Source organism: Rhabdothermus arcticus (assembly GCF_055382915.1).
Genome location: NZ_AP043808.1, coordinates 125,548 through 140,575, shown reverse-complemented (window position 1 = coordinate 140,575; position 15,028 = coordinate 125,548). Strand labels below are relative to the sequence as shown.

30 protein-coding genes are annotated in these 15,028 nt (G+C 67.4%); 3 read left to right on the top strand and 27 right to left on the bottom strand.

Annotation, left to right across the window (positions count from 1 at the left end):
• The first annotated feature begins 43 nt into the window (after positions 1–43).
• From ACZ48Y_RS00815 to ACZ48Y_RS00805, 3 genes are read left to right on the top strand one after another with little or no spacing between them, the layout of a single operon-like run.
• Entirely contained in the window at positions 44–517 is a 474-nt protein-coding gene (locus ACZ48Y_RS00815) for a redoxin domain-containing protein (RefSeq protein ID WP_464741212.1), read from the top strand.
• 9 nt (positions 518–526) lie between these two features.
• Complete coding sequence (locus ACZ48Y_RS00810) at positions 527–1,555, top strand: zinc-binding dehydrogenase (protein ID WP_464741210.1); 1,029 nt, start codon at positions 527–529, stop codon at positions 1,553–1,555.
• Positions 1,556–1,582: 27 nt separating this feature from the next.
• Positions 1,583–2,122 (top strand): LabA-like NYN domain-containing protein, encoded by a 540-nt coding sequence (locus ACZ48Y_RS00805; RefSeq protein WP_464741208.1) that lies wholly within the window; start codon positions 1,583–1,585, stop codon positions 2,120–2,122.
• A 43-nt stretch (positions 2,123–2,165) separates the two neighbouring features.
• On the opposite strand, the gene rplQ is transcribed toward ACZ48Y_RS00805, so the two are convergent.
• The 27 genes from rplQ to rplB all read right to left on the bottom strand — a co-directional run bounded on the left by rplQ (position 2,166) and on the right by rplB (position 15,018).
• Complete coding sequence (gene rplQ / locus ACZ48Y_RS00800; RefSeq protein ID WP_464741206.1) at positions 2,166–2,549, bottom strand: 50S ribosomal protein L17; 384 nt, start codon at positions 2,547–2,549, stop codon at positions 2,166–2,168.
• A gap of 2 nt (positions 2,550–2,551) precedes the next feature.
• Positions 2,552–3,508, bottom strand: coding sequence for a DNA-directed RNA polymerase subunit alpha (locus tag ACZ48Y_RS00795; RefSeq protein WP_464741204.1), 957 nt, complete (start codon positions 3,506–3,508; stop codon positions 2,552–2,554).
• Between the two features lie 2 nt (positions 3,509–3,510).
• Positions 3,511–4,140, bottom strand: a complete 630-nt coding sequence (gene rpsD, locus ACZ48Y_RS00790; RefSeq protein ID WP_464741202.1) for a 30S ribosomal protein S4 — start codon at positions 4,138–4,140, stop codon at positions 3,511–3,513.
• 7 nt (positions 4,141–4,147) lie between these two features.
• A complete protein-coding gene (gene rpsK / locus ACZ48Y_RS00785; protein ID WP_464741199.1) occupies positions 4,148–4,540 on the bottom strand; it encodes a 30S ribosomal protein S11 in 393 nt (130 codons plus the stop codon).
• A 34-nt stretch (positions 4,541–4,574) separates the two neighbouring features.
• Complete coding sequence (gene rpsM, locus ACZ48Y_RS00780) at positions 4,575–4,955, bottom strand: 30S ribosomal protein S13 (RefSeq protein ID WP_464741197.1); 381 nt, start codon at positions 4,953–4,955, stop codon at positions 4,575–4,577.
• Between the two features lie 5 nt (positions 4,956–4,960).
• Positions 4,961–5,074, bottom strand: a complete 114-nt coding sequence (gene rpmJ, locus ACZ48Y_RS00775) for a 50S ribosomal protein L36 (protein ID WP_041438733.1) — start codon at positions 5,072–5,074, stop codon at positions 4,961–4,963.
• A 9-nt stretch (positions 5,075–5,083) separates the two neighbouring features.
• The gene (gene infA, locus ACZ48Y_RS00770; protein WP_464741195.1) at positions 5,084–5,302 is read right to left on the bottom strand and encodes a translation initiation factor IF-1; all 219 of its coding nucleotides are present in this window, start codon (positions 5,300–5,302) and stop codon (positions 5,084–5,086) included.
• A 2-nt stretch (positions 5,303–5,304) separates the two neighbouring features.
• A complete protein-coding gene (map, locus tag ACZ48Y_RS00765; RefSeq protein ID WP_464741193.1) occupies positions 5,305–6,060 on the bottom strand; it encodes a type I methionyl aminopeptidase in 756 nt (251 codons plus the stop codon).
• Complete coding sequence (locus ACZ48Y_RS00760; protein WP_464741191.1) at positions 6,060–6,635, bottom strand: adenylate kinase; 576 nt, start codon at positions 6,633–6,635, stop codon at positions 6,060–6,062. The genes map and ACZ48Y_RS00760 overlap by 1 nt, the downstream gene beginning before the upstream one ends.
• Positions 6,636–7,955 carry a preprotein translocase subunit SecY gene (gene secY, locus ACZ48Y_RS00755; protein ID WP_464741189.1) on the bottom strand — a complete coding sequence of 440 codons (1,320 nt, stop codon included), beginning with the start codon at positions 7,953–7,955 and terminating at the stop codon, positions 6,636–6,638.
• A gap of 1 nt (position 7,956) precedes the next feature.
• Positions 7,957–8,427 carry a 50S ribosomal protein L15 gene (gene rplO / locus ACZ48Y_RS00750; RefSeq protein ID WP_464741187.1) on the bottom strand — a complete coding sequence of 157 codons (471 nt, stop codon included), beginning with the start codon at positions 8,425–8,427 and terminating at the stop codon, positions 7,957–7,959.
• Positions 8,424–8,606: a 50S ribosomal protein L30 gene (gene rpmD, locus ACZ48Y_RS00745; RefSeq protein WP_464741185.1), complete on the bottom strand. Its 183-nt coding sequence runs from the start codon at positions 8,604–8,606 to the stop codon at positions 8,424–8,426. The genes rplO and rpmD overlap by 4 nt, the downstream gene beginning before the upstream one ends.
• Positions 8,606–9,079 (bottom strand): 30S ribosomal protein S5, encoded by a 474-nt coding sequence (rpsE, locus tag ACZ48Y_RS00740; protein ID WP_464741183.1) that lies wholly within the window; start codon positions 9,077–9,079, stop codon positions 8,606–8,608. The genes rpmD and rpsE overlap by 1 nt, the downstream gene beginning before the upstream one ends.
• An 11-nt stretch (positions 9,080–9,090) precedes the next feature.
• Positions 9,091–9,435 carry a 50S ribosomal protein L18 gene (gene rplR, locus ACZ48Y_RS00735; protein ID WP_464741181.1) on the bottom strand — a complete coding sequence of 115 codons (345 nt, stop codon included), beginning with the start codon at positions 9,433–9,435 and terminating at the stop codon, positions 9,091–9,093.
• Positions 9,436–9,443: 8 nt separating this feature from the next.
• Positions 9,444–9,986 carry a 50S ribosomal protein L6 gene (rplF, locus tag ACZ48Y_RS00730; protein WP_464741179.1) on the bottom strand — a complete coding sequence of 181 codons (543 nt, stop codon included), beginning with the start codon at positions 9,984–9,986 and terminating at the stop codon, positions 9,444–9,446.
• A 2-nt stretch (positions 9,987–9,988) separates the two neighbouring features.
• Complete coding sequence (rpsH, locus tag ACZ48Y_RS00725; protein ID WP_464741177.1) at positions 9,989–10,408, bottom strand: 30S ribosomal protein S8; 420 nt, start codon at positions 10,406–10,408, stop codon at positions 9,989–9,991.
• Positions 10,409–10,472: 64 nt separating this feature from the next.
• Entirely contained in the window at positions 10,473–10,658 is a 186-nt protein-coding gene (locus ACZ48Y_RS00720; protein ID WP_464741175.1) for a type Z 30S ribosomal protein S14, read from the bottom strand.
• Positions 10,659–11,213, bottom strand: coding sequence for a 50S ribosomal protein L5 (rplE, locus tag ACZ48Y_RS00715; RefSeq protein ID WP_464741173.1), 555 nt, complete (start codon positions 11,211–11,213; stop codon positions 10,659–10,661).
• An 8-nt stretch (positions 11,214–11,221) separates the two neighbouring features.
• Entirely contained in the window at positions 11,222–11,551 is a 330-nt protein-coding gene (gene rplX, locus ACZ48Y_RS00710; protein ID WP_464741171.1) for a 50S ribosomal protein L24, read from the bottom strand.
• A 1-nt stretch (position 11,552) separates the two neighbouring features.
• On the bottom strand, positions 11,553–11,921 hold the full coding sequence (rplN, locus tag ACZ48Y_RS00705) for a 50S ribosomal protein L14 (protein ID WP_464742756.1): 369 nt from the start codon (positions 11,919–11,921) through the stop codon (positions 11,553–11,555).
• A complete protein-coding gene (gene rpsQ / locus ACZ48Y_RS00700) occupies positions 11,921–12,211 on the bottom strand; it encodes a 30S ribosomal protein S17 (RefSeq protein WP_464741169.1) in 291 nt (96 codons plus the stop codon). Before rpsQ ends, rplN begins: the two co-directional genes overlap by 1 nt.
• A gap of 3 nt (positions 12,212–12,214) precedes the next feature.
• A complete protein-coding gene (rpmC, locus tag ACZ48Y_RS00695; protein ID WP_464741167.1) occupies positions 12,215–12,415 on the bottom strand; it encodes a 50S ribosomal protein L29 in 201 nt (66 codons plus the stop codon).
• The gene (rplP, locus tag ACZ48Y_RS00690) at positions 12,402–12,827 is read right to left on the bottom strand and encodes a 50S ribosomal protein L16 (RefSeq protein ID WP_464741165.1); all 426 of its coding nucleotides are present in this window, start codon (positions 12,825–12,827) and stop codon (positions 12,402–12,404) included. Before rplP ends, rpmC begins: the two co-directional genes overlap by 14 nt.
• Positions 12,814–13,554, bottom strand: coding sequence for a 30S ribosomal protein S3 (rpsC, locus tag ACZ48Y_RS00685; RefSeq protein ID WP_464741163.1), 741 nt, complete (start codon positions 13,552–13,554; stop codon positions 12,814–12,816). Before rpsC ends, rplP begins: the two co-directional genes overlap by 14 nt.
• Positions 13,544–13,885 carry a 50S ribosomal protein L22 gene (gene rplV, locus ACZ48Y_RS00680; RefSeq protein ID WP_464741161.1) on the bottom strand — a complete coding sequence of 114 codons (342 nt, stop codon included), beginning with the start codon at positions 13,883–13,885 and terminating at the stop codon, positions 13,544–13,546. The genes rpsC and rplV overlap by 11 nt, the downstream gene beginning before the upstream one ends.
• Before the next feature lie 11 nt (positions 13,886–13,896).
• Complete coding sequence (gene rpsS, locus ACZ48Y_RS00675; protein WP_464741159.1) at positions 13,897–14,178, bottom strand: 30S ribosomal protein S19; 282 nt, start codon at positions 14,176–14,178, stop codon at positions 13,897–13,899.
• A gap of 9 nt (positions 14,179–14,187) precedes the next feature.
• A complete protein-coding gene (rplB, locus tag ACZ48Y_RS00670) occupies positions 14,188–15,018 on the bottom strand; it encodes a 50S ribosomal protein L2 (protein WP_464741157.1) in 831 nt (276 codons plus the stop codon).
• Positions 15,019–15,028 lie beyond the last annotated feature (10 nt).

Below are 15,028 nucleotides of genomic sequence, written 5' to 3'. Positions count from 1 at the left end.
CGCCCCACCCGCTCAGGGGTAAACTTGGGCCGGGAGGTAAGGTATGGCGCTAAGCGTTGGTGATCGTGTTCCCAAAGCGGTGGTGTTCGACAAGGACCTTAACCCGGTCGACCTTTCCAGCTACGGCCGGGGCAAGCCCCTGGTGCTGCTCTTCTTCCCCGGGGCCTTCACCTCGGTCTGCGAAAAGGAGCTTTGCACCTTTCGCGACGCGCTGAACCAGTACGCCAGCGTGGGGGCCGACGTGGTGGGGATCAGCGTCGACACCCCCTTCTGCCAGGCCGCGTTCGCGGAAAAAAACCGGATCCCCTACCCGCTCTTTTCCGACTTCAACAAGGAGGCGATCCGCGCCTTCGACGTGGTGCTCCCCGAGCTCAAGGGACTGAAGGAGCTGGCCCAGCGCGCGGTCTTCGTGGTCGACGAAAACGGCGTGATCCGCTGGGTCTGGGTGGGCGAGAACCCGGGCCTCGAGCCCCCCTACGAGGAGGTCGCGAAGGCGGTGCAGGCCCTGAAAGGGTAGACTTGGGGCATGCGCGCGGTCTACATCGAAGGGTTTGGCGGTCCCGAGGTCCTGACCTTGGGCCCGCTGCCCGACCCCGAACCCGGACCCGGCGAGGTCCGGGTTCGCCTTAAGGCCGCAGGCGTCAACCACCTCGACGTCTGGGTGCGCCGCGGCGTGGCCAACCCCCGGCTCAGCTTTCCCCACGTTCCGGGCGCGGACGGCGCCGGGGTGATCGACGCCGTGGGCCCCGGGGTGAGCGAGGCGCGAATCGGCGAGGCGGTGGTGCTGAATCCCGGGGTCTCCTGCGGCCGCTGCGAGGCCTGCCTCTCAGGACGGGACAACCTCTGCCCGGCCTACGGCATCCTCGGCGAGCACCGGATGGGGACCTACGCCGAGTTCGTGGTGGTCCCCGAGATCAACGTGCTGAAAAAACCCGAGGGCCTCTCCTTCGAGGCCGCCGCGGCCTATCCCCTGACCTTCCTCACCGCCTGGCAGATGGTCGTGGACAAGCTCGCGGTCAGGCCCGGGGAGACGGTGCTGGTGATGGCCGCGGCGAGCGGCGTGGGGGTCGCCGCGATCCAGATCGCGAAGCTCTTCGGGGCCCGGGTCATCGCCGCCGCCAGCAACGAGGCGAAGCTCGAGCTGGCCAAACGCCTCGGCGCCGACGCAACGGTGAACTACAGCGAGCCCGACTGGTACAAGACGGTACGCAAGCTGACCGGGGGGCGCGGGGTGGAGGCGGTCGCCGACTCCACCGGGCAGGCCTACTGGGAAGGGGTCATCAAGGCCACCCAGAACGGCGGGCGGATCGCGCTGGTCGGCGCCACCAGCGGCTACGAGGCAAAGACGCCCCTGCACCACGTCTTCTTCCGGCAGCTGACGATCTACGGCTCGACGATGGCCCCCAAGGCGCGCCTCTTCGCGATCACCCGCTTCGTCGAGGCGGGCCGGCTCCAACCGGTGCTGGACACAGTCCTGCCGCTGGAGGCCGCCGCCGAGGCCCACCGGCGGCTGGAAGCCCGCGAAGCCAAGGGCAAAATTGTGCTTACAATCTAAAAAAATTCAGGTTAAGATGATCCGGACATGGATCGACTGGCAGTTTTTATCGACGGTTCCTACGCGTACGCCGCTTCTCGCCGCATGGGTTGGAACCTCGATCACCGCAAGACCCTCGAGCACTTTTCCCGCGATCACACCCTCTATAACGCCTTTTACTACGCACCGGTCACCGATCTGGCCGACGAACGTCAGAAGAAGTTCTTGAACGCGCTGGTCTTCATGGGCTACACGGTTCGCTGGCGCGAAGTGCACGCCGAACCCCGTTTTGACGCGGTCATCGCCACCGACCTCTTGCTGACCGCGCCGCGCTGGGACGTCGCCCTCTTGAGCGCCGCCCCGGCCGGCCTCGCCGCCCCAGTCGAGGCGGTACGGGCGATGGGCAAGGAGGTTTGGCTGCTGGGGCTGGAGGAAAACGTCGACCTCGACCTGCGCTCCGCGGCCGACCGCTTCATCGACCTCCGGGACCTGCGCGAGACGCTGGAGCGCGAGCCCGGGGGGCGCCGGGTCTACCCTACGATCCCGCTCGAAGAGGTCGAGGCCGAAGAAGCCGAGGAGGAGCTCTAAAAAAGCGGCGGGGCCAGGGGCCCCGCCGCCTCCTTTTGCGCCCTCAGGCCTCGGCCGTCTCCTCGACCCGGGCCTCAACCAGCTCGATCAGGGCCAGCTGGGTGCCGTCGCCCTTGCGGCGCTTGGCCAGCTTGAGGATCCGGGTGTAGCCTCCGGGGCGGTCCTGCATCCGCGGCGCGATCTCGTCGAAGAGCTTGCGCACCACCGCTTTGTCGTGGATGTCCTGTAGGACCCGCCGGCGGGCAGCGAGGTCGCCCCGCCGGGCGATGCTGATCAACGGCTCGACGAAGCTCCTGAGCTCCTTGGCCTTGGGAATCGTGGTGGTGATGCGGCCGTGCCGCAGGAGTTGGGTCGCCTGGTTGCGCAACAGCGCCAGGCGGTGGCTCGAGTGGCGGCCAAGCTTGCGTCCGGCCTTCCTGTGCCGCATGCTTATCCCTCCTTAAGCGCCAGGCCGCGCTGGGCCAGGGCCTCTTCGATCTCTTCGAGGCTGCGCTCGCCGATGCCCGGGACGCGCTTGAGGTCCCGCTTGGTCAGGGCGAGCAGGTCCTCGACGGTGTGGATGCCTTCTTCCTCGAGGTTGTGCAGGACACGGGTGGGCAGCCCGAGCTCGGCAAGCGGGGTGCGGGTGGGCTCGGGCTCGCTGGGCTCAGCGGGCGGCGCGACCTCAGGCTCGGCCACCGGGGCCTCGGCCCCGGCCCCGGAAAGGAAGTGGTCGAACTGCCCCTTGAGGATCTCAACCGCCTGGGTCAGCGCCGCCTGGGGGCTGATCGAGCCATCGGTCCAGATTCTGAGGGTGAGCTTGTCGAGGTCGGTGCGCTTGCCCAGACGGGTGTCCTCGACGTGGTAGGCGACGCGGCGCACCGGCGAGAAGAGGGCGTCGACGGGGATCGAGTTGATCCGGTCCTTGATGTTGTGGCGCTCCGCGGGGACGTAGCCCACGCCCCGGTCCACCCGGACCTCCATCACCAGCCGGGCCCCCTCGGCGAGGGTGGCGATGTAGAGGTCGGGGTTGACGATCTCGGCGTCGGAGGGGACCTCGAGGTCCCGGGCGTAGACCTCCTTGGGCCCCTCGGCACGCAGGCGCAGGGTCAGGGTTTCGATCCCCGGGTCCAGGAACCTGACCACCAGCTCCTTGAGGTTGAGGATGATCTGCACCACGTCCTCACGTACCCCGGGGAGGGTCTGGAACTCGTGCATCGCGTCCTCGATGTAGACGCTGGTGACCGCGGTCCCGGGGATCGAGGAGAGCAGGACCCGGCGCAGGGGGTTGCCGAGGGTGACGCCGAAGCCGCGCTCCAGCGGCTCGAGCACGAACTCCCCGTAGTTGCCCTCGACCTTGGCCTCGAACTTCGGGGTGCGGATGCGGCTGGTCTCCAAAGTCTCCATGCTCACCTCGAGTAGAACTCGATGACCAGCTGCTCGTTCACCGGCAGCGCGAGGTCCTCGCGATCCGGCAGACGGAGGAACTTACCCTCGAGCTTGCCGGCGTCGAACGCCAGCCAGGGGCTGCCCTTCCGACCCTTGGCCAGCTCGACGTTGGCCTGGATGACGTCGAGGTTCTTCGAGCGCTCGTGGACCCCGATCACGTCCCCGGGCTTGACCCGGTAGCTGGGGATGTCCACCCGCCGGCCGTTGACCGTGATGTGCCCGTGGCGCACCAGCTGCCGCGCCTGGCGGCGGCTCGAGGCCAGGCCCAGGCGGTAGACGACGTTGTCCAGGCGGGACTCGAGGAGGTGCAGGAACACCGTGCCGGTGACGCCCTTCTTCTTCGCGGCCTCCTCGAAGAGGTTGCGGAACTGGCGCTCGTTGAGGCCGTAGATGCGGCGCAGGCGCTGCTTCTCCCGGAGCCGCACGGCGTAGTCGCTAGGGCGGCGGGCGCGACGCTGGCCGTGCTGGCCGGGCGGGTAGGGACGGCGCTCGAGCGCGCACTTGGGCCCGTAGCAACGCTCGCCCTTGAGATAGAGCTTGATGCCTTCGCGGCGGCAAAGCCGGCAGACCGGTCCTCTGTACTTACCCATGGTTTACTTACCCCCGCCTTTTCTTTTTGGGACGGCAGCCGTTGTGCGGCACCGGCGTGTCGTCGACGATGGAACGCACCTGGAGCCCGGAGGCCTGCAGGGCGCGGATCGCCTGCTCGCGGCCGGCGCCGGTGCCCCGGACGATCACGTCCACCGAGTTCATGCCGAAGTTCTGGGCCTTCTTGGCCGCGTCCATCGCCGCCAGCTGGGCGGCGTAGGGCGTGCCCTTGCGGCTGCCCTTATAACCGATCACCCCGCCCGACGACCAGGTCAGCGGGTTGCCGTCGGGGTCGGTGATGGTGACGATGGTGTTGTTGTAGGTGGCGTGGATGTAGGCCTTCCCGTGCGCCACCTGACGCTTGGTCTTCTTTTTCGTAGTTTTGGCTTTTTTCTTGGCCATACTCTCCTCCTAGGAGTATCGACTGGCCGGAAGCTTACTTCCGGGGGGCCTTCTTCTTGCCCGCGACGGGCCGGCCCGGGCCCTTGCGGGTACGGGCGTTGGTGCGGGTGCGCTGGCCGCGCACCGGCAGCCCACGGCGGTGACGCAAGCCGCGGTAGCAACCGATGTCCATCAAACGCTTGATGTTCGCCTGGACCTCGGCGCGGAGCTCGCCCTCGAGCTTCCACGTGTTCTCCACGTACTCGCGGAGCTTGACCACCTCGGCGTCCGTCAGGTCCTTAACCCGGGTGTGCCAGTCCAGACCGACGGCCTCGACCGCCTCCTTGGCCCGCGTGCGCCCCACCCCGTAGATGTAGGTGAGCGCGATGCCCACCGGCTTGTTCCTGGGAATCTCAACGCCTGCGATTCTCGCCATCTACCTCACCCTTGCCGTTGCTTGTGCTTGGGGTTCTCGCAGATCACGTAGACCCGGCCGTGCCTGCGCACCACCTTGCACTTGTCGCACATCTTCTTGACCGATGCCCGTACCTTCATGCCCAAACCTCACTTCCGGTAAACGATCCGCCCCTGGGTGGGATCGTAGGGGGAGATCTCCACCACCACCCGGTCCCCGGGGAGGATGCGAATCCAGTGGCGGCGCATCTTGCCCGACACGTAGGCCAGGATCTCGGGGCCGGAGTCCAGCTTGACCCGGAAACGGGTGCTGGGCAGGGCCTCGAGGACCACGCCTTCGGTGCGGATGGTGTCTTTCTCCTTCGCCACAGCTACCTCCTCGTCGCCGTCAAAATCCGAGGACCGGCTTCGGTGATGGCCACGGTGTGTTCGTAATGGGCGGCGAGGTTGCCCCGTCCGGCGCTCGCCGTCCAACCATCTTGCAATACTACCACATTCGCCGGGAAAAGGGTAACCATCGGCTCGATCGCCAGGACCATGCCCGGCCGCAGCTTGGGCCCGGTCCCGGGACGGCCGAAGTTCGGCACCTGGGGCTCCTCGTGGAAGGCCCGCCCGATGCCGTGGCCGACGAACTCCCGCACCACCCAAAACCCCGCCTTCTCGACGTGCCGCTGGATCGCGTGGGCCACGTCCCCCACCCGCTTGCCCGGCTGGGCCTTCTCCAGGCCCTTGTAGAAGGCCTCCTCGGTAACCTTGATCAGGCGCCGGGCGCGGGGGCTGACCTCCCCCACCGGGAAGGTGCGGGCCATGTCCGCGGCGAAGCCCTCGTAGAAGAGGCCGAGGTCGATCGAGAGCAGGTCCCCGGGCTTGAGCGGGACCTTGCCGGGAATCCCGTGCACCACGACCTCGTTGACGCTGGCGCAGATCGTCGCGGGGTAGCCCTGATACCCGAGGAAGGCCGGCTTGGCCCCGGCCTTTTCGATCGCCTCGCGGGCGATCTCGTCAAGCTCGGCGGTGGTCACGCCGGGGCGGACGTGGGCGGCGACCCGCTCCATCACCCCGGCGAGCCGCCGCCCGGCCTCGGCCATGGCCTCGATCTCCTCGGGGGTCTTCAGGGGAATCGCCACTAGGCCTCCCCGATCGCCTTCAGGACGCAGTCGGTGATCGCCTCGATCTCCCCGACCCCCTGGACCCGGAAGAGGACGCCCTTTTTGGCGTAGTGGTCGACGACCGGCTCGGTGTCCTGGCGGTAGACCTCGAGCCGGCGGCGGATCGTGGCCTCGTTGTCGTCGGCGCGGCCCTCCTCCTGGGCGCGGCGCAGCAGCCGGGCGACGAGCTCGTCCTCGGGGACGTCGAGGAGCACCGCGGCGTCCACCCCGACCCCCAGCGCCTCGAGCAGCCGGTCCAGCGCCTCGGCCTGCTTGAGGGTGCGGGGGAAGCCGTCGAAGAGGACCCGGATCTCGGGCAGGGCCTCGAGCTCGGCCTTGATGATGGCCAGGATCAGCTCGTCGGGGACCAGGTCCCCCCGGGCCATGATCGGTGCCACCTGCTGGCCCAGCTCGGTACCCCGGCGCACGTGCTCGCGCAGGATGTCCCCGGTGGAGATCTTCTTCAACCCCAGCCGCTCGGCGAGGCGCGCGGCCTGGGTGCCCTTCCCCGCGCCCGGGGGGCCGAGCAGGATCAGGACCTTAGGCGCCGCCATCTAGAAGCCGCTCCTTCCCTTGATCCGGCCCTTGGAGAGGAAGCCCTCGTAGTTGCGCAGCATCAGCTGACTCTCGATCTGGCGCAGGGTGTCCAGGGCCACCCCCACGACGATCAAGAGCCCGATCCCGGAGAAGCTAAAGGCCTGCACCCCGGTGAGGTTCATGATGATCTGGGGCAGCGCCGTGACCAGACCCAAAAAGAGCGCCCCCCAGAGGGTAAGCCGGCTGATCGTGTGCTCCAGAAAGCGCACCGTGGGCTCGCCCGGGCGCACCCCGGGGATGAAGCCCCCGTACTCGCGCAGGTTGTCGGCGATGCGCTTGGGGTCGAACTGCACCGCGGTGTAGATGTAGGTGAAGAGGATGACCAGGATCACCTCGATCGTCAACCCGGTCACGGTGGTGGGGTTGAAGAAGTTGGCGATGGCCTGGGCCACCGGGTTGTCCCGGAAGGGGGCGGTGAGGAAGATCGGGATCTGGATGATCGCCGCGGCGAAGATGATGGGGATGACGTTGGCCGCGTTGAGCTTGATCGGCAGATAGGTGCTCTGCCCCCCGTAGACCCGCCGTCCCACGACCTTGCGCGCGTACTGCACCGGGATGCGGCGTTCGGCCATGGTCACCGCGACCATCCCCGCGATGGCCAGGACGATGAAGAGGAAGAAGAAGAGCACCTGCAGAAGGCTGAGCTCGCCCTGCTGCATCAGGCCGAACATGCGCAGGAGCTGGGGCATCCAGTTGGCCACGATCCCGGCGTAGATGATCAGGGAGACGCCGTTGCCGATGCCGTACTCGGTGATGCGCTCGCCCATCCAGAGCAAGAGCGCGGTCCCCGCGACCTGGGTGATCACGACCAAAAAGCGAAAGCCCCAGCCCGGCTCCCAGCCGGGGAGGAGGAACTGGCCGTTGCCGGACTCCAAGAAGGCCACCGAGAGGAAGAGGCCCTGAAACGCGGCCAGCGCCAGGCCGCCGACGCGGGTGTACTGCTGGATGATGCGCCGCCCCTCCTCGCCCTCGCGCTGGAGCTTCTCCAGGCTGGGCACCACGGTGACCAAAAGCTGCATGATGATCGCCGCGGTGATGTAGGGCATGATCCCCAGGGCGAAGATCGAGAAGTTGCGGAAGTTGCCCCCGGAGAAAAGGTTGATGATGTTGAAGATGCCCCCCGCCGGGCCGGCGACGAACTGGCGGATCTTCTCGATGTCCACCCCGGGCTGGGGAATGAAGGTCCCCAAGCGGAAGAACGCCAGCATGACCAGCGTGAAGAGGAGCCGCTGGCGCAGCTCGGGGATCACGAAGGCGTCGCGAAAGGCCCGGAGCATCCTAGGCCCCCTTGCCTAACAGCTCGACCTTGCCTCCAGCGGCCTCGATCTTCTCGATCGCACGCTTGCTCGCGGCGTCCACGCGGACGGTGTAAGCGGCCTCGACCTCGCCGGTGCCGAGCAGCTTGACCGGCGCGACCTTGCGCACCAGCCGGGCCTCGACCAGGGCCTCGACGGTGATCTCTCCACCCTCGGGGAACTTCCGGGCCAGGTCCTTGAGGTTGACCTCCTGGTAGACGGTTCGGGGGATCGCGCCGGGAACCTGCCCGCGCATGCCCCGCTTGGGGAGGCGCATCAGGAGGGTGGAGCGCCCGCCCTCGTGCTTGGCCGGGTTCTTCAGGCCCCCGGAGCGCGACTTCTGCCCCTTGTGGCCGCGGGTCGCGGTCTTGCCGTGGCCCGAGGAGGTGCCCCGGCCCACCCGCTTCTTGCGCTTGGTGGCACCCCGATTGGGTCGCAGATCGGTGAGTTTCATCGAACCTCCTCCACTTCCACCAGGTGGACGACCTTCCGGATCATGCCCCGGATCGCGGGGTTGTCCGGAAGCTCACGGGTCTTGTGCATCTTGGTCAGGCGCAGGGCACGCAGGGTGGCCTTCTGGTCCTTGGGGTAGCCGATGGGGCTCTTGACGAGCTTCACCCGCAGCTTCGCCATCAGCGCACCTCCTCCTTGCGCAGCCGCCGCACCTCGTCCCAGGTCTGGAGCTGCTTCAAGGCCTCCATGGTGGCGTAGGCGACGTTGATTGGGTTGCGGCTGCCGAGCTCCTTGGTGAGGATGTCGGTGTAGCCGGCGAGCTCGAGGATCGCCCGGGGCACCGCGCCAGCGATGACGCCGGTCCCCGGCGCCGCGGGACGCAGCACGATCTTGGTCGCCCCGTACTCGACCTCGATCTCGTGGGGGATGGTGCCGTTCTCGATCGGCACCTCGACGAGGTTCTTGCGCGCCACCGCCTGGGCCTTCTGCACCGCCAAAGGCACCTCCTTGGCCTTGCCTAGGCCCACCCCGACGCGGCCCTGGCGGTCCCCCACCACGGCCAGCGCCCCGAAGCGGAAGCGCCGCCCGCCCTGGTAGGTCTTGGCCGTCCGGCGGATCAGGATCATCTTTTCTTCAAAGTCGGTCTCCGGCATGTCCCCTCCTCTTAGAACTTGAGGCCGCCCTCACGGGCCCCCTCGGCCAGGGCCTTGACCCGGCCGTGGTACTTGTAGGGGCCGCGGTCGAAGACCACCTCGGTGATCCCCTTCTCGAGCGCCTTCTTCGCCAGGTCCCGGCCCACCTCGCGGGCCACGTCGGTCTTGCGCCCCTTGGCCTCGACCACCTGGCTGGAGCTCGCCACCAGGGTCACCCCCTGTTCGTCGTCGATGATCTGGGCGTAGATGTGCTTCAGGCTGCGAAACACCGAAAGGCGCGGCTTACCCCGCGCGGCGCGGCGGACGCGGTTGCGGGTGCGGAACTTGCGACGCTGGTATGCGTTGAGTCTGGCCATGGTTCCTCCTACTTGGTGGTGCCGGCCTTACCGGGCTTGAGACGGACCACCTCGCCGGCGTAGCGGATGCCCTTGCCCTTGTAGGCGTCGGGGGGACGGATGGCGCGGATGTTGGCCGCGACCTGGCCGACCTTTTGCTTGTCGATGCCGGATACCTTGATCTTGGTCGGCTCCGGCACCTCGATCTTGATGCCCTCGGGGGGCTCGAAGAGGACCGGGTGGGAAAAGCCCACCGAGAGCTCGAGCTTGTTTCCGGTCATCTTGGCGCGGTAGCCGATGCCCCGGATCTCGAGCTCCTTCTCGTAGCCCTTGGTCACCCCCTCGACCGCGTTGGCGATCAGCGTCCGGGTCAGGCCGTGCAGCGCGCGGTGGCGCCGGGCGTCGCTGGGCCGCCTGACCTGGATGACGTTGTCCTCGAGGACGATCTCCATCTCCGGGTCCACCGCGACCACCAGCTCGCCCTTGGGCCCCTTGACCTTCACCTCCCCGGGGCGAATCTCGACGGTCACGCCCTGGGGCAGCGGGATCGGCATGCGTCCGATTCGGCTCATCGCTACCACACCTCGCAAACGACCTCGCCGCCGACCTTCTGGCGACGGGCCTCCTTGTCGGTCATCACGCCCTTGGAGGTGGAGAGGATGGCGATCCCCAACCCCCGCTTGACCACCGGCACCTCGCTCGCCGAGACATAGACCCGGCGGCCGGGACGGGAGACGCGGCGGATGTGCTTGATCACCTGTTCGGGCTTGCGGCCCTTGGGGGTGCGCTTGATCGGGCCGTACTTGAGGAAGAGGCGGAGGATGGGCTTGCCATCGTTCTCGATGCGCTCGTAGCCCTTGAGGTAGCCCTCCTTGACCAGGAGCTTGACGATCTCTTCCTTGAACTTGGAGGCCGGCACGTCCACCTGGTCCTTGTAGACCATGGTGGCGTTCCGGATCCTGGTCAGCATGTCCGCGATCGGGTCGGTCAGCATTGTTCTTCTCCTTTTTCCTGACGTCGCGCGGGCGGTCTCGAGGGAAGCCCCTCGACCGCTCCCGCTACCAGCTGGCCTTTTTCACTCCCGGAAGCTGCCCCTTGTGGGCGAGTTCGCGGATGCAGATACGGCAGAGGCCGAAGTAGCGGTACACGGCCCGGCTGCGGCCGCAGCGGCTGCAACGGGTGTAGGCGCGAACCTTGAACTTGGGCTTGCGCTTGGCCTTTTCGATGAGGGCTTTTCTCGCCATCTACTTCTCCTTCTTGAAGGGAAAGCCGAGGAGCTCCAAGAGCGCCCTCGCCTCCTCGTCGGTCTCGGCGGTGGTGACCACGGCGATGTCCATGCCCCGGGTCTGGTCCACCATGTCGTAGGTCATCTCGGGGAAGACGAGCTGCTCGCGCAGCCCCAGGTTGTAGTTGCCGCGCCCGTCGAAGGCGTTGGGGTCGATCCCCCTGAAGTCGCGCCGGCGGGGCATCGCGACGTTGATCAGCTTCTCCAAAAAGATCCACATGCGGTCGCGGCGCAGCGTCACCTTGAGGCCGATCGGCATCCCCTTGCGCAGGCGGAAGTTGGAGATCGACTTGCGCGCCCGGGTGATGACCGGCTTCTGCCCGGTGATCAGGGCCAGCTCCTTGGCCGCCTTCTCCAGGATACGCACGTCCTCCTTGGCCTCGCCCAGCCCCTGGTTGACGACGACCTTCTCCAGGCGGGGGACCTGCATCTTGTTCTTGTACCCGAAGCGCTTGATCAGCTCGGGCACGACCTCTTCCTCGTACTTCCTCTTAAGCTTCACGTCGAGCGGCATGCTTCACCTCACGAATCCAGGGCGGCGCCGCAGTGGTTGCACACGCGGACCTTGGTGCCGTCCTCGAGGACCTTGCGCTTCACCCGCACGGGCCGGCCGCACTGGGGGCAGACCACGCGCACCTTGGCGGCGTGGATCGGGGCCTCCTGCTCGCGAAAGCCTCCCTGGGGGTTGTCCGGCGTGGCCCGGACGGCCTTCTTGACGATGTTCACGCCCTCGACCAGGACACGGAACTTCTTCGGGTAGACGGCGAGCACCTTGCCGGTCTTGCCCCGATACTTGCCCGAGACCACAACCACGGTGTCGCCCTTCTTGACGTGACGTACGCGGCCCTGCATCTTAGAGCACCTCCGGCGCCAGGGAGACAATCTTCATGAACTTCTTCTCGCGCAGCTCGCGGGCCACCGGGCCAAAGACGCGGGTCCCCCGCGGCTCGCCCTGGTTGTTGATGATCACCGCGGCGTTGTCGTCGAAGCGAATCGCGGAGCCGTCGGGGCGCTTGACCTCCTTCTTGGTGCGCACCACCACGGCCTTGACCACATCCCCCTCCTTGACCTGACCCCGGGGGATCGCCTCCTTGACCGTGGCCACCACCACGTCGCCGACGCTCGCGTACTTGCGGCCCGACCCACCGAGCACGCGGATCACCAGGATCTTGCGCGCGCCGGTGTTGTCGGCGACCTCCATCATCGTTTCCTGCTGAACCATCACGCCCCCCGTTTCTTACGCAGGAAGAAGCGCTCGACGAGGTCCATCCGGCCCTCTTCCAGGCGGCGCAGGACGCGCCAGCGCTTGCGCTTGGACACCGGTCGGGCCTCGACGATCTCCACCACGTCCCCCACCTTGTAGGCGTTCTCCTCGTCGTGGGCGAGGTACTTCTTCGAGCGGCGCACCACCTTGCCGTAGAGGGGGTGGGGGAACTGGCGCTCGACCAAGACCGAGACGGTCTTGTCCATCTTGTCGCTGACGACGACTCCGGTTAGGACTTTCTTCGGCATCGCTTACTCCCCAATCCCCAGTTCCTTCTCGCGCAGGATGGTGAGAAGGCGCGCGATCTCCCGCTTGGTCTCGCGGATGCGATGGTTCTGCGAGAGCTGGCCGATCGAGGCCTGAAAGCGCAGGTCCATCAGCTCGCGCTTTTTCTCCACCACCTTCTTTCGGATCTCCTCCGGGCTCAGATGCCGGATCTCATTGGGCTTCATCGTAGGCATCGCGTTTCACCACCTTGGTCTTGATCGGCAGCTTGTGGGAAGCCAGCCGGAAGGCCTCGCGGGCCGCCTCCTCGCTCACGCCGGCGACCTCGAACATGATGCGGCCGGGCTTGACCACCGCCACCCAGCCCTCGACGTTGCCCTTGCCCTTCCCCATGCGGACCTCGAGGGGCTTTTTGGTGTAGGGCTTGTCGGGGAAGATGCGGATGAAGATCTTGCCGCCGCGGCGGAAGTGGCGCACCATCGCCACGCGCGCGGCCTCGATCTGCTGGGCGGTGATCCAGGCGGGCTCCAGGGCCATCAGACCGAACTCGCCGAAGGCCACGTAGTGCCCGCCCTTGGTCGCGCCCTTCATCCGGCCGCGCTGCTGCTTGCGGTACTTGACGCGTTTAGGCATCAGCATCGGACTTGCCCTCCTTCTTCACCCGGCGACGCACGGTCGGACGGCGACGGCGCGGCCGCTCCTCGCGGGCCTTGGCCGCCTTCGCCGAGGCGCGATCGCCGATCTTCTCCCCGAGGAAGACGTAGGCCTTGACCCCCAGGACGCCGTAGGGGGTCTGCGCCAGGGCGAAGCCGTAGTCAATGTTGGCGCGGATCGTGTGCAGGGGCACGCGGCCGTCGGCGGCCCACTCGGTGCGGGCCTGCTCGGCGCCGCCGATGCGGCCGGAGACGATGACCTTGGCCCCCTGAGCCCCGGACTCGCGCACCCGCTGGACCGCCTGCTTGATCGCCCGGCGCACCGCGAAGCGGCGCTCGATCTGCTCCGCCACCCGCTGCGCGACCAGCGGCGCCGAGAGGTTGGGGTTCGGCACCTCCTGGACGTTGAGCATGATCGTGCGGTTGGGGAAGAGGCGCTCGAGGTCCGCGCGCAGGCGCTTGATCGTCTCCCCGCCGCGGCCGATGACCACCCCCGGCTTGGCCACGTGCACGGTGACGCTGACGTTGTCCGCGGCGCGCTCGATGTCGATGCGGGCAATCCCCGCGTGGGGCACCTCGCGCTCGATCAGCTCGCGGATCTTGCGGTCCTCCTCGAGGAGGTGCTTGTAGTCCTTCTTACCGGCGTACCAGCGCGACTCCCAGTCGCGGGTGATGCCCAGCCGGAACCCGACGGGATTGATCTTATTCCCCATGCCGCTCCTCCAAGACGATGGTGATGTGGCTGGTCTTCTTCTTGATGATGTCGGCACGCCCGCGGGCCCGGGGCAGGATGCGCTTGAACGCCGGCCCCTCGTCCACCCAGGCGGCCTTGACGTAGAGCGCGTCCTCGAGCATGTCGTGGTTGTTGACGGCGTTGGCCATCGCGCTCCTGAGGACCTTGCGCACCGGCCGGGCGGCGCGCTTGTTGAGGTAGCGCAGGATCTGGTCCGCCTCCTGGGCCTTCTTGCCCCGGATCAGGTCCACGACCAGCCGCGCCTTTCGCGGGGAGGTGCGGATGTAGCGGGCAGTAGCTTTCGCTTCCATGCCTGGCCTCCCTACTTCTTCTTCGTGGCCTTGGCGTCCTTGCCGTGGCCGCGGTAGGTGCGGGTGGGGGCGAACTCGCCGAGCTTGTGGCCGACCATGTTCTCGGTGATGTACACCGGGACGTGCTGGCGGCCGTTGTAGACGGCGATGGTGTGCCCCACCATCTCGGGAACGATCGTCGAGCGGCGGCTCCAGGTCTTGATCACCCGGCGCTCGCCCTTCTCGTTCATGGCGACGATCTTGGCGAGCAGGTGCTCGTCGACGAAGACGCCTTTTTTCAAGCTACGCGGCATGCTTCACCTCTACTTCTTCCTCCGCGCGATGATGAAGCGGTCGGAGGGCTTCCTCTTCTTGCGGGTCTTACGCCCCTTGGTCTGCCAGCCCCAGGGGGACGCGGGGGGACGGCCGCGCGGGGCCCGGCCCTCACCGCCACCGTGGGGGTGGTCGACGGGGTTCATCGCCGAGCCGCGCACGTGGGGCTTCCTGCCCAGCCAGCGGGTGCGACCGGCCTTGCCGATGACGATGTTCTTGTGGTCGGCGTTGCCCACCACGCCGACGGTGGCGTAGCACTCGGCGTGGATCTTGCGCAGCTCCCCCGAGGGCAGGCGCAGCACCACGTAGTCGCCCTCGCGGCCCTGAATCTGGGCCCCGGTGCCCGCGGAACGGGCCAGCTGGGCGCCCTTGCCGGGCACCAGCTCGATCGCGTGCACAGTGGTGCCCACCGGGATGAAACGCAGCGGCAGGGCGTTGCCCACCTGGATCGGCGCCTCCGGCCCGCTCACCACCTGCATCCCCGGCTTGAGCCCCTCGGGGGCGATGATGTAGCGCTTCTCACCGTCCACGTAGTGCAGGAGGGCGATGCGCGCGGAGCGGTTGGGGTCGTACTCGATCGCCGCCACCTTGGCGGGGATGCCGCTCTTGTCGCGGCGCTTGAAGTCGATGATGCGGTAGCGCCGCTTGTGGCCACCGCCGCGGAAGCGGATCGTGATCCGGCCTTGGTTGTTGCGCCCGCCGGTCTTCTTGAGCGGCTCGACCAAGGACTTCTCGGGCCTGGTCTTGGTGATCTCCGAGAAGTCGGCCACCGTCATGAAGCGGCGCGCGGGGGTGTAGGGTTTGAACTTCTTCACAGGCATCGTTCGTCTC

What these genes read in the sequence shown, in the direction of transcription:
- ACZ48Y_RS00815 (WP_464741212.1), top strand. Translation starts at nt 44, where the DNA reads ATGGCGCTAAGCGTTGGTGATCGTGTTCCCAAAGCGGTGGTGTTCGAC.
- ACZ48Y_RS00810 (WP_464741210.1), top strand. Translation starts at nt 527, where the DNA reads ATGCGCGCGGTCTACATCGAAGGGTTTGGCGGTCCCGAGGTCCTGACC.
- ACZ48Y_RS00805 (WP_464741208.1), top strand. Translation starts at nt 1,583, where the DNA reads ATGGATCGACTGGCAGTTTTTATCGACGGTTCCTACGCGTACGCCGCT.
- rplQ (WP_464741206.1), bottom strand. Translation starts at nt 2,549, where the DNA reads ATGCGGCACAGGAAGGCCGGACGCAAGCTTGGCCGCCACTCGAGCCAC.
- ACZ48Y_RS00795 (WP_464741204.1), bottom strand. Translation starts at nt 3,508, where the DNA reads ATGGAGACTTTGGAGACCAGCCGCATCCGCACCCCGAAGTTCGAGGCC.
- rpsD (WP_464741202.1), bottom strand. Translation starts at nt 4,140, where the DNA reads ATGGGTAAGTACAGAGGACCGGTCTGCCGGCTTTGCCGCCGCGAAGGC.
- rpsK (WP_464741199.1), bottom strand. Translation starts at nt 4,540, where the DNA reads ATGGCCAAGAAAAAAGCCAAAACTACGAAAAAGAAGACCAAGCGTCAG.
- rpsM (WP_464741197.1), bottom strand. Translation starts at nt 4,955, where the DNA reads ATGGCGAGAATCGCAGGCGTTGAGATTCCCAGGAACAAGCCGGTGGGC.
- rpmJ (WP_041438733.1), bottom strand. Translation starts at nt 5,074, where the DNA reads ATGAAGGTACGGGCATCGGTCAAGAAGATGTGCGACAAGTGCAAGGTG.
- ACZ48Y_RS00760 (WP_464741191.1), bottom strand. Translation starts at nt 6,635, where the DNA reads ATGGCGGCGCCTAAGGTCCTGATCCTGCTCGGCCCCCCGGGCGCGGGG.
- secY (WP_464741189.1), bottom strand. Translation starts at nt 7,955, where the DNA reads ATGCTCCGGGCCTTTCGCGACGCCTTCGTGATCCCCGAGCTGCGCCAG.
- rplO (WP_464741187.1), bottom strand. Translation starts at nt 8,427, where the DNA reads ATGAAACTCACCGATCTGCGACCCAATCGGGGTGCCACCAAGCGCAAG.
- rpmD (WP_464741185.1), bottom strand. Translation starts at nt 8,606, where the DNA reads ATGGCGAAGCTGCGGGTGAAGCTCGTCAAGAGCCCCATCGGCTACCCC.
- rpsE (WP_464741183.1), bottom strand. Translation starts at nt 9,079, where the DNA reads ATGCCGGAGACCGACTTTGAAGAAAAGATGATCCTGATCCGCCGGACG.
- rplR (WP_464741181.1), bottom strand. Translation starts at nt 9,435, where the DNA reads ATGGCCAGACTCAACGCATACCAGCGTCGCAAGTTCCGCACCCGCAAC.
- rplF (WP_464741179.1), bottom strand. Translation starts at nt 9,986, where the DNA reads ATGAGCCGAATCGGACGCATGCCGATCCCGCTGCCCCAGGGCGTGACC.
- rpsH (WP_464741177.1), bottom strand. Translation starts at nt 10,408, where the DNA reads ATGCTGACCGACCCGATCGCGGACATGCTGACCAGGATCCGGAACGCC.
- ACZ48Y_RS00720 (WP_464741175.1), bottom strand. Translation starts at nt 10,658, where the DNA reads ATGGCGAGAAAAGCCCTCATCGAAAAGGCCAAGCGCAAGCCCAAGTTC.
- rplE (WP_464741173.1), bottom strand. Translation starts at nt 11,213, where the DNA reads ATGCCGCTCGACGTGAAGCTTAAGAGGAAGTACGAGGAAGAGGTCGTG.
- rplX (WP_464741171.1), bottom strand. Translation starts at nt 11,551, where the DNA reads ATGCAGGGCCGCGTACGTCACGTCAAGAAGGGCGACACCGTGGTTGTG.
- rplN (WP_464742756.1), bottom strand. Translation starts at nt 11,921, where the DNA reads ATGGTTCAGCAGGAAACGATGATGGAGGTCGCCGACAACACCGGCGCG.
- rpsQ (WP_464741169.1), bottom strand. Translation starts at nt 12,211, where the DNA reads ATGCCGAAGAAAGTCCTAACCGGAGTCGTCGTCAGCGACAAGATGGAC.
- rpmC (WP_464741167.1), bottom strand. Translation starts at nt 12,415, where the DNA reads ATGAAGCCCAATGAGATCCGGCATCTGAGCCCGGAGGAGATCCGAAAG.
- rplP (WP_464741165.1), bottom strand. Translation starts at nt 12,827, where the DNA reads ATGCTGATGCCTAAACGCGTCAAGTACCGCAAGCAGCAGCGCGGCCGG.
- rpsC (WP_464741163.1), bottom strand. Translation starts at nt 13,554, where the DNA reads ATGGGGAATAAGATCAATCCCGTCGGGTTCCGGCTGGGCATCACCCGC.
- rplV (WP_464741161.1), bottom strand. Translation starts at nt 13,885, where the DNA reads ATGGAAGCGAAAGCTACTGCCCGCTACATCCGCACCTCCCCGCGAAAG.
- rpsS (WP_464741159.1), bottom strand. Translation starts at nt 14,178, where the DNA reads ATGCCGCGTAGCTTGAAAAAAGGCGTCTTCGTCGACGAGCACCTGCTC.
- rplB (WP_464741157.1), bottom strand. Translation starts at nt 15,018, where the DNA reads ATGCCTGTGAAGAAGTTCAAACCCTACACCCCCGCGCGCCGCTTCATG.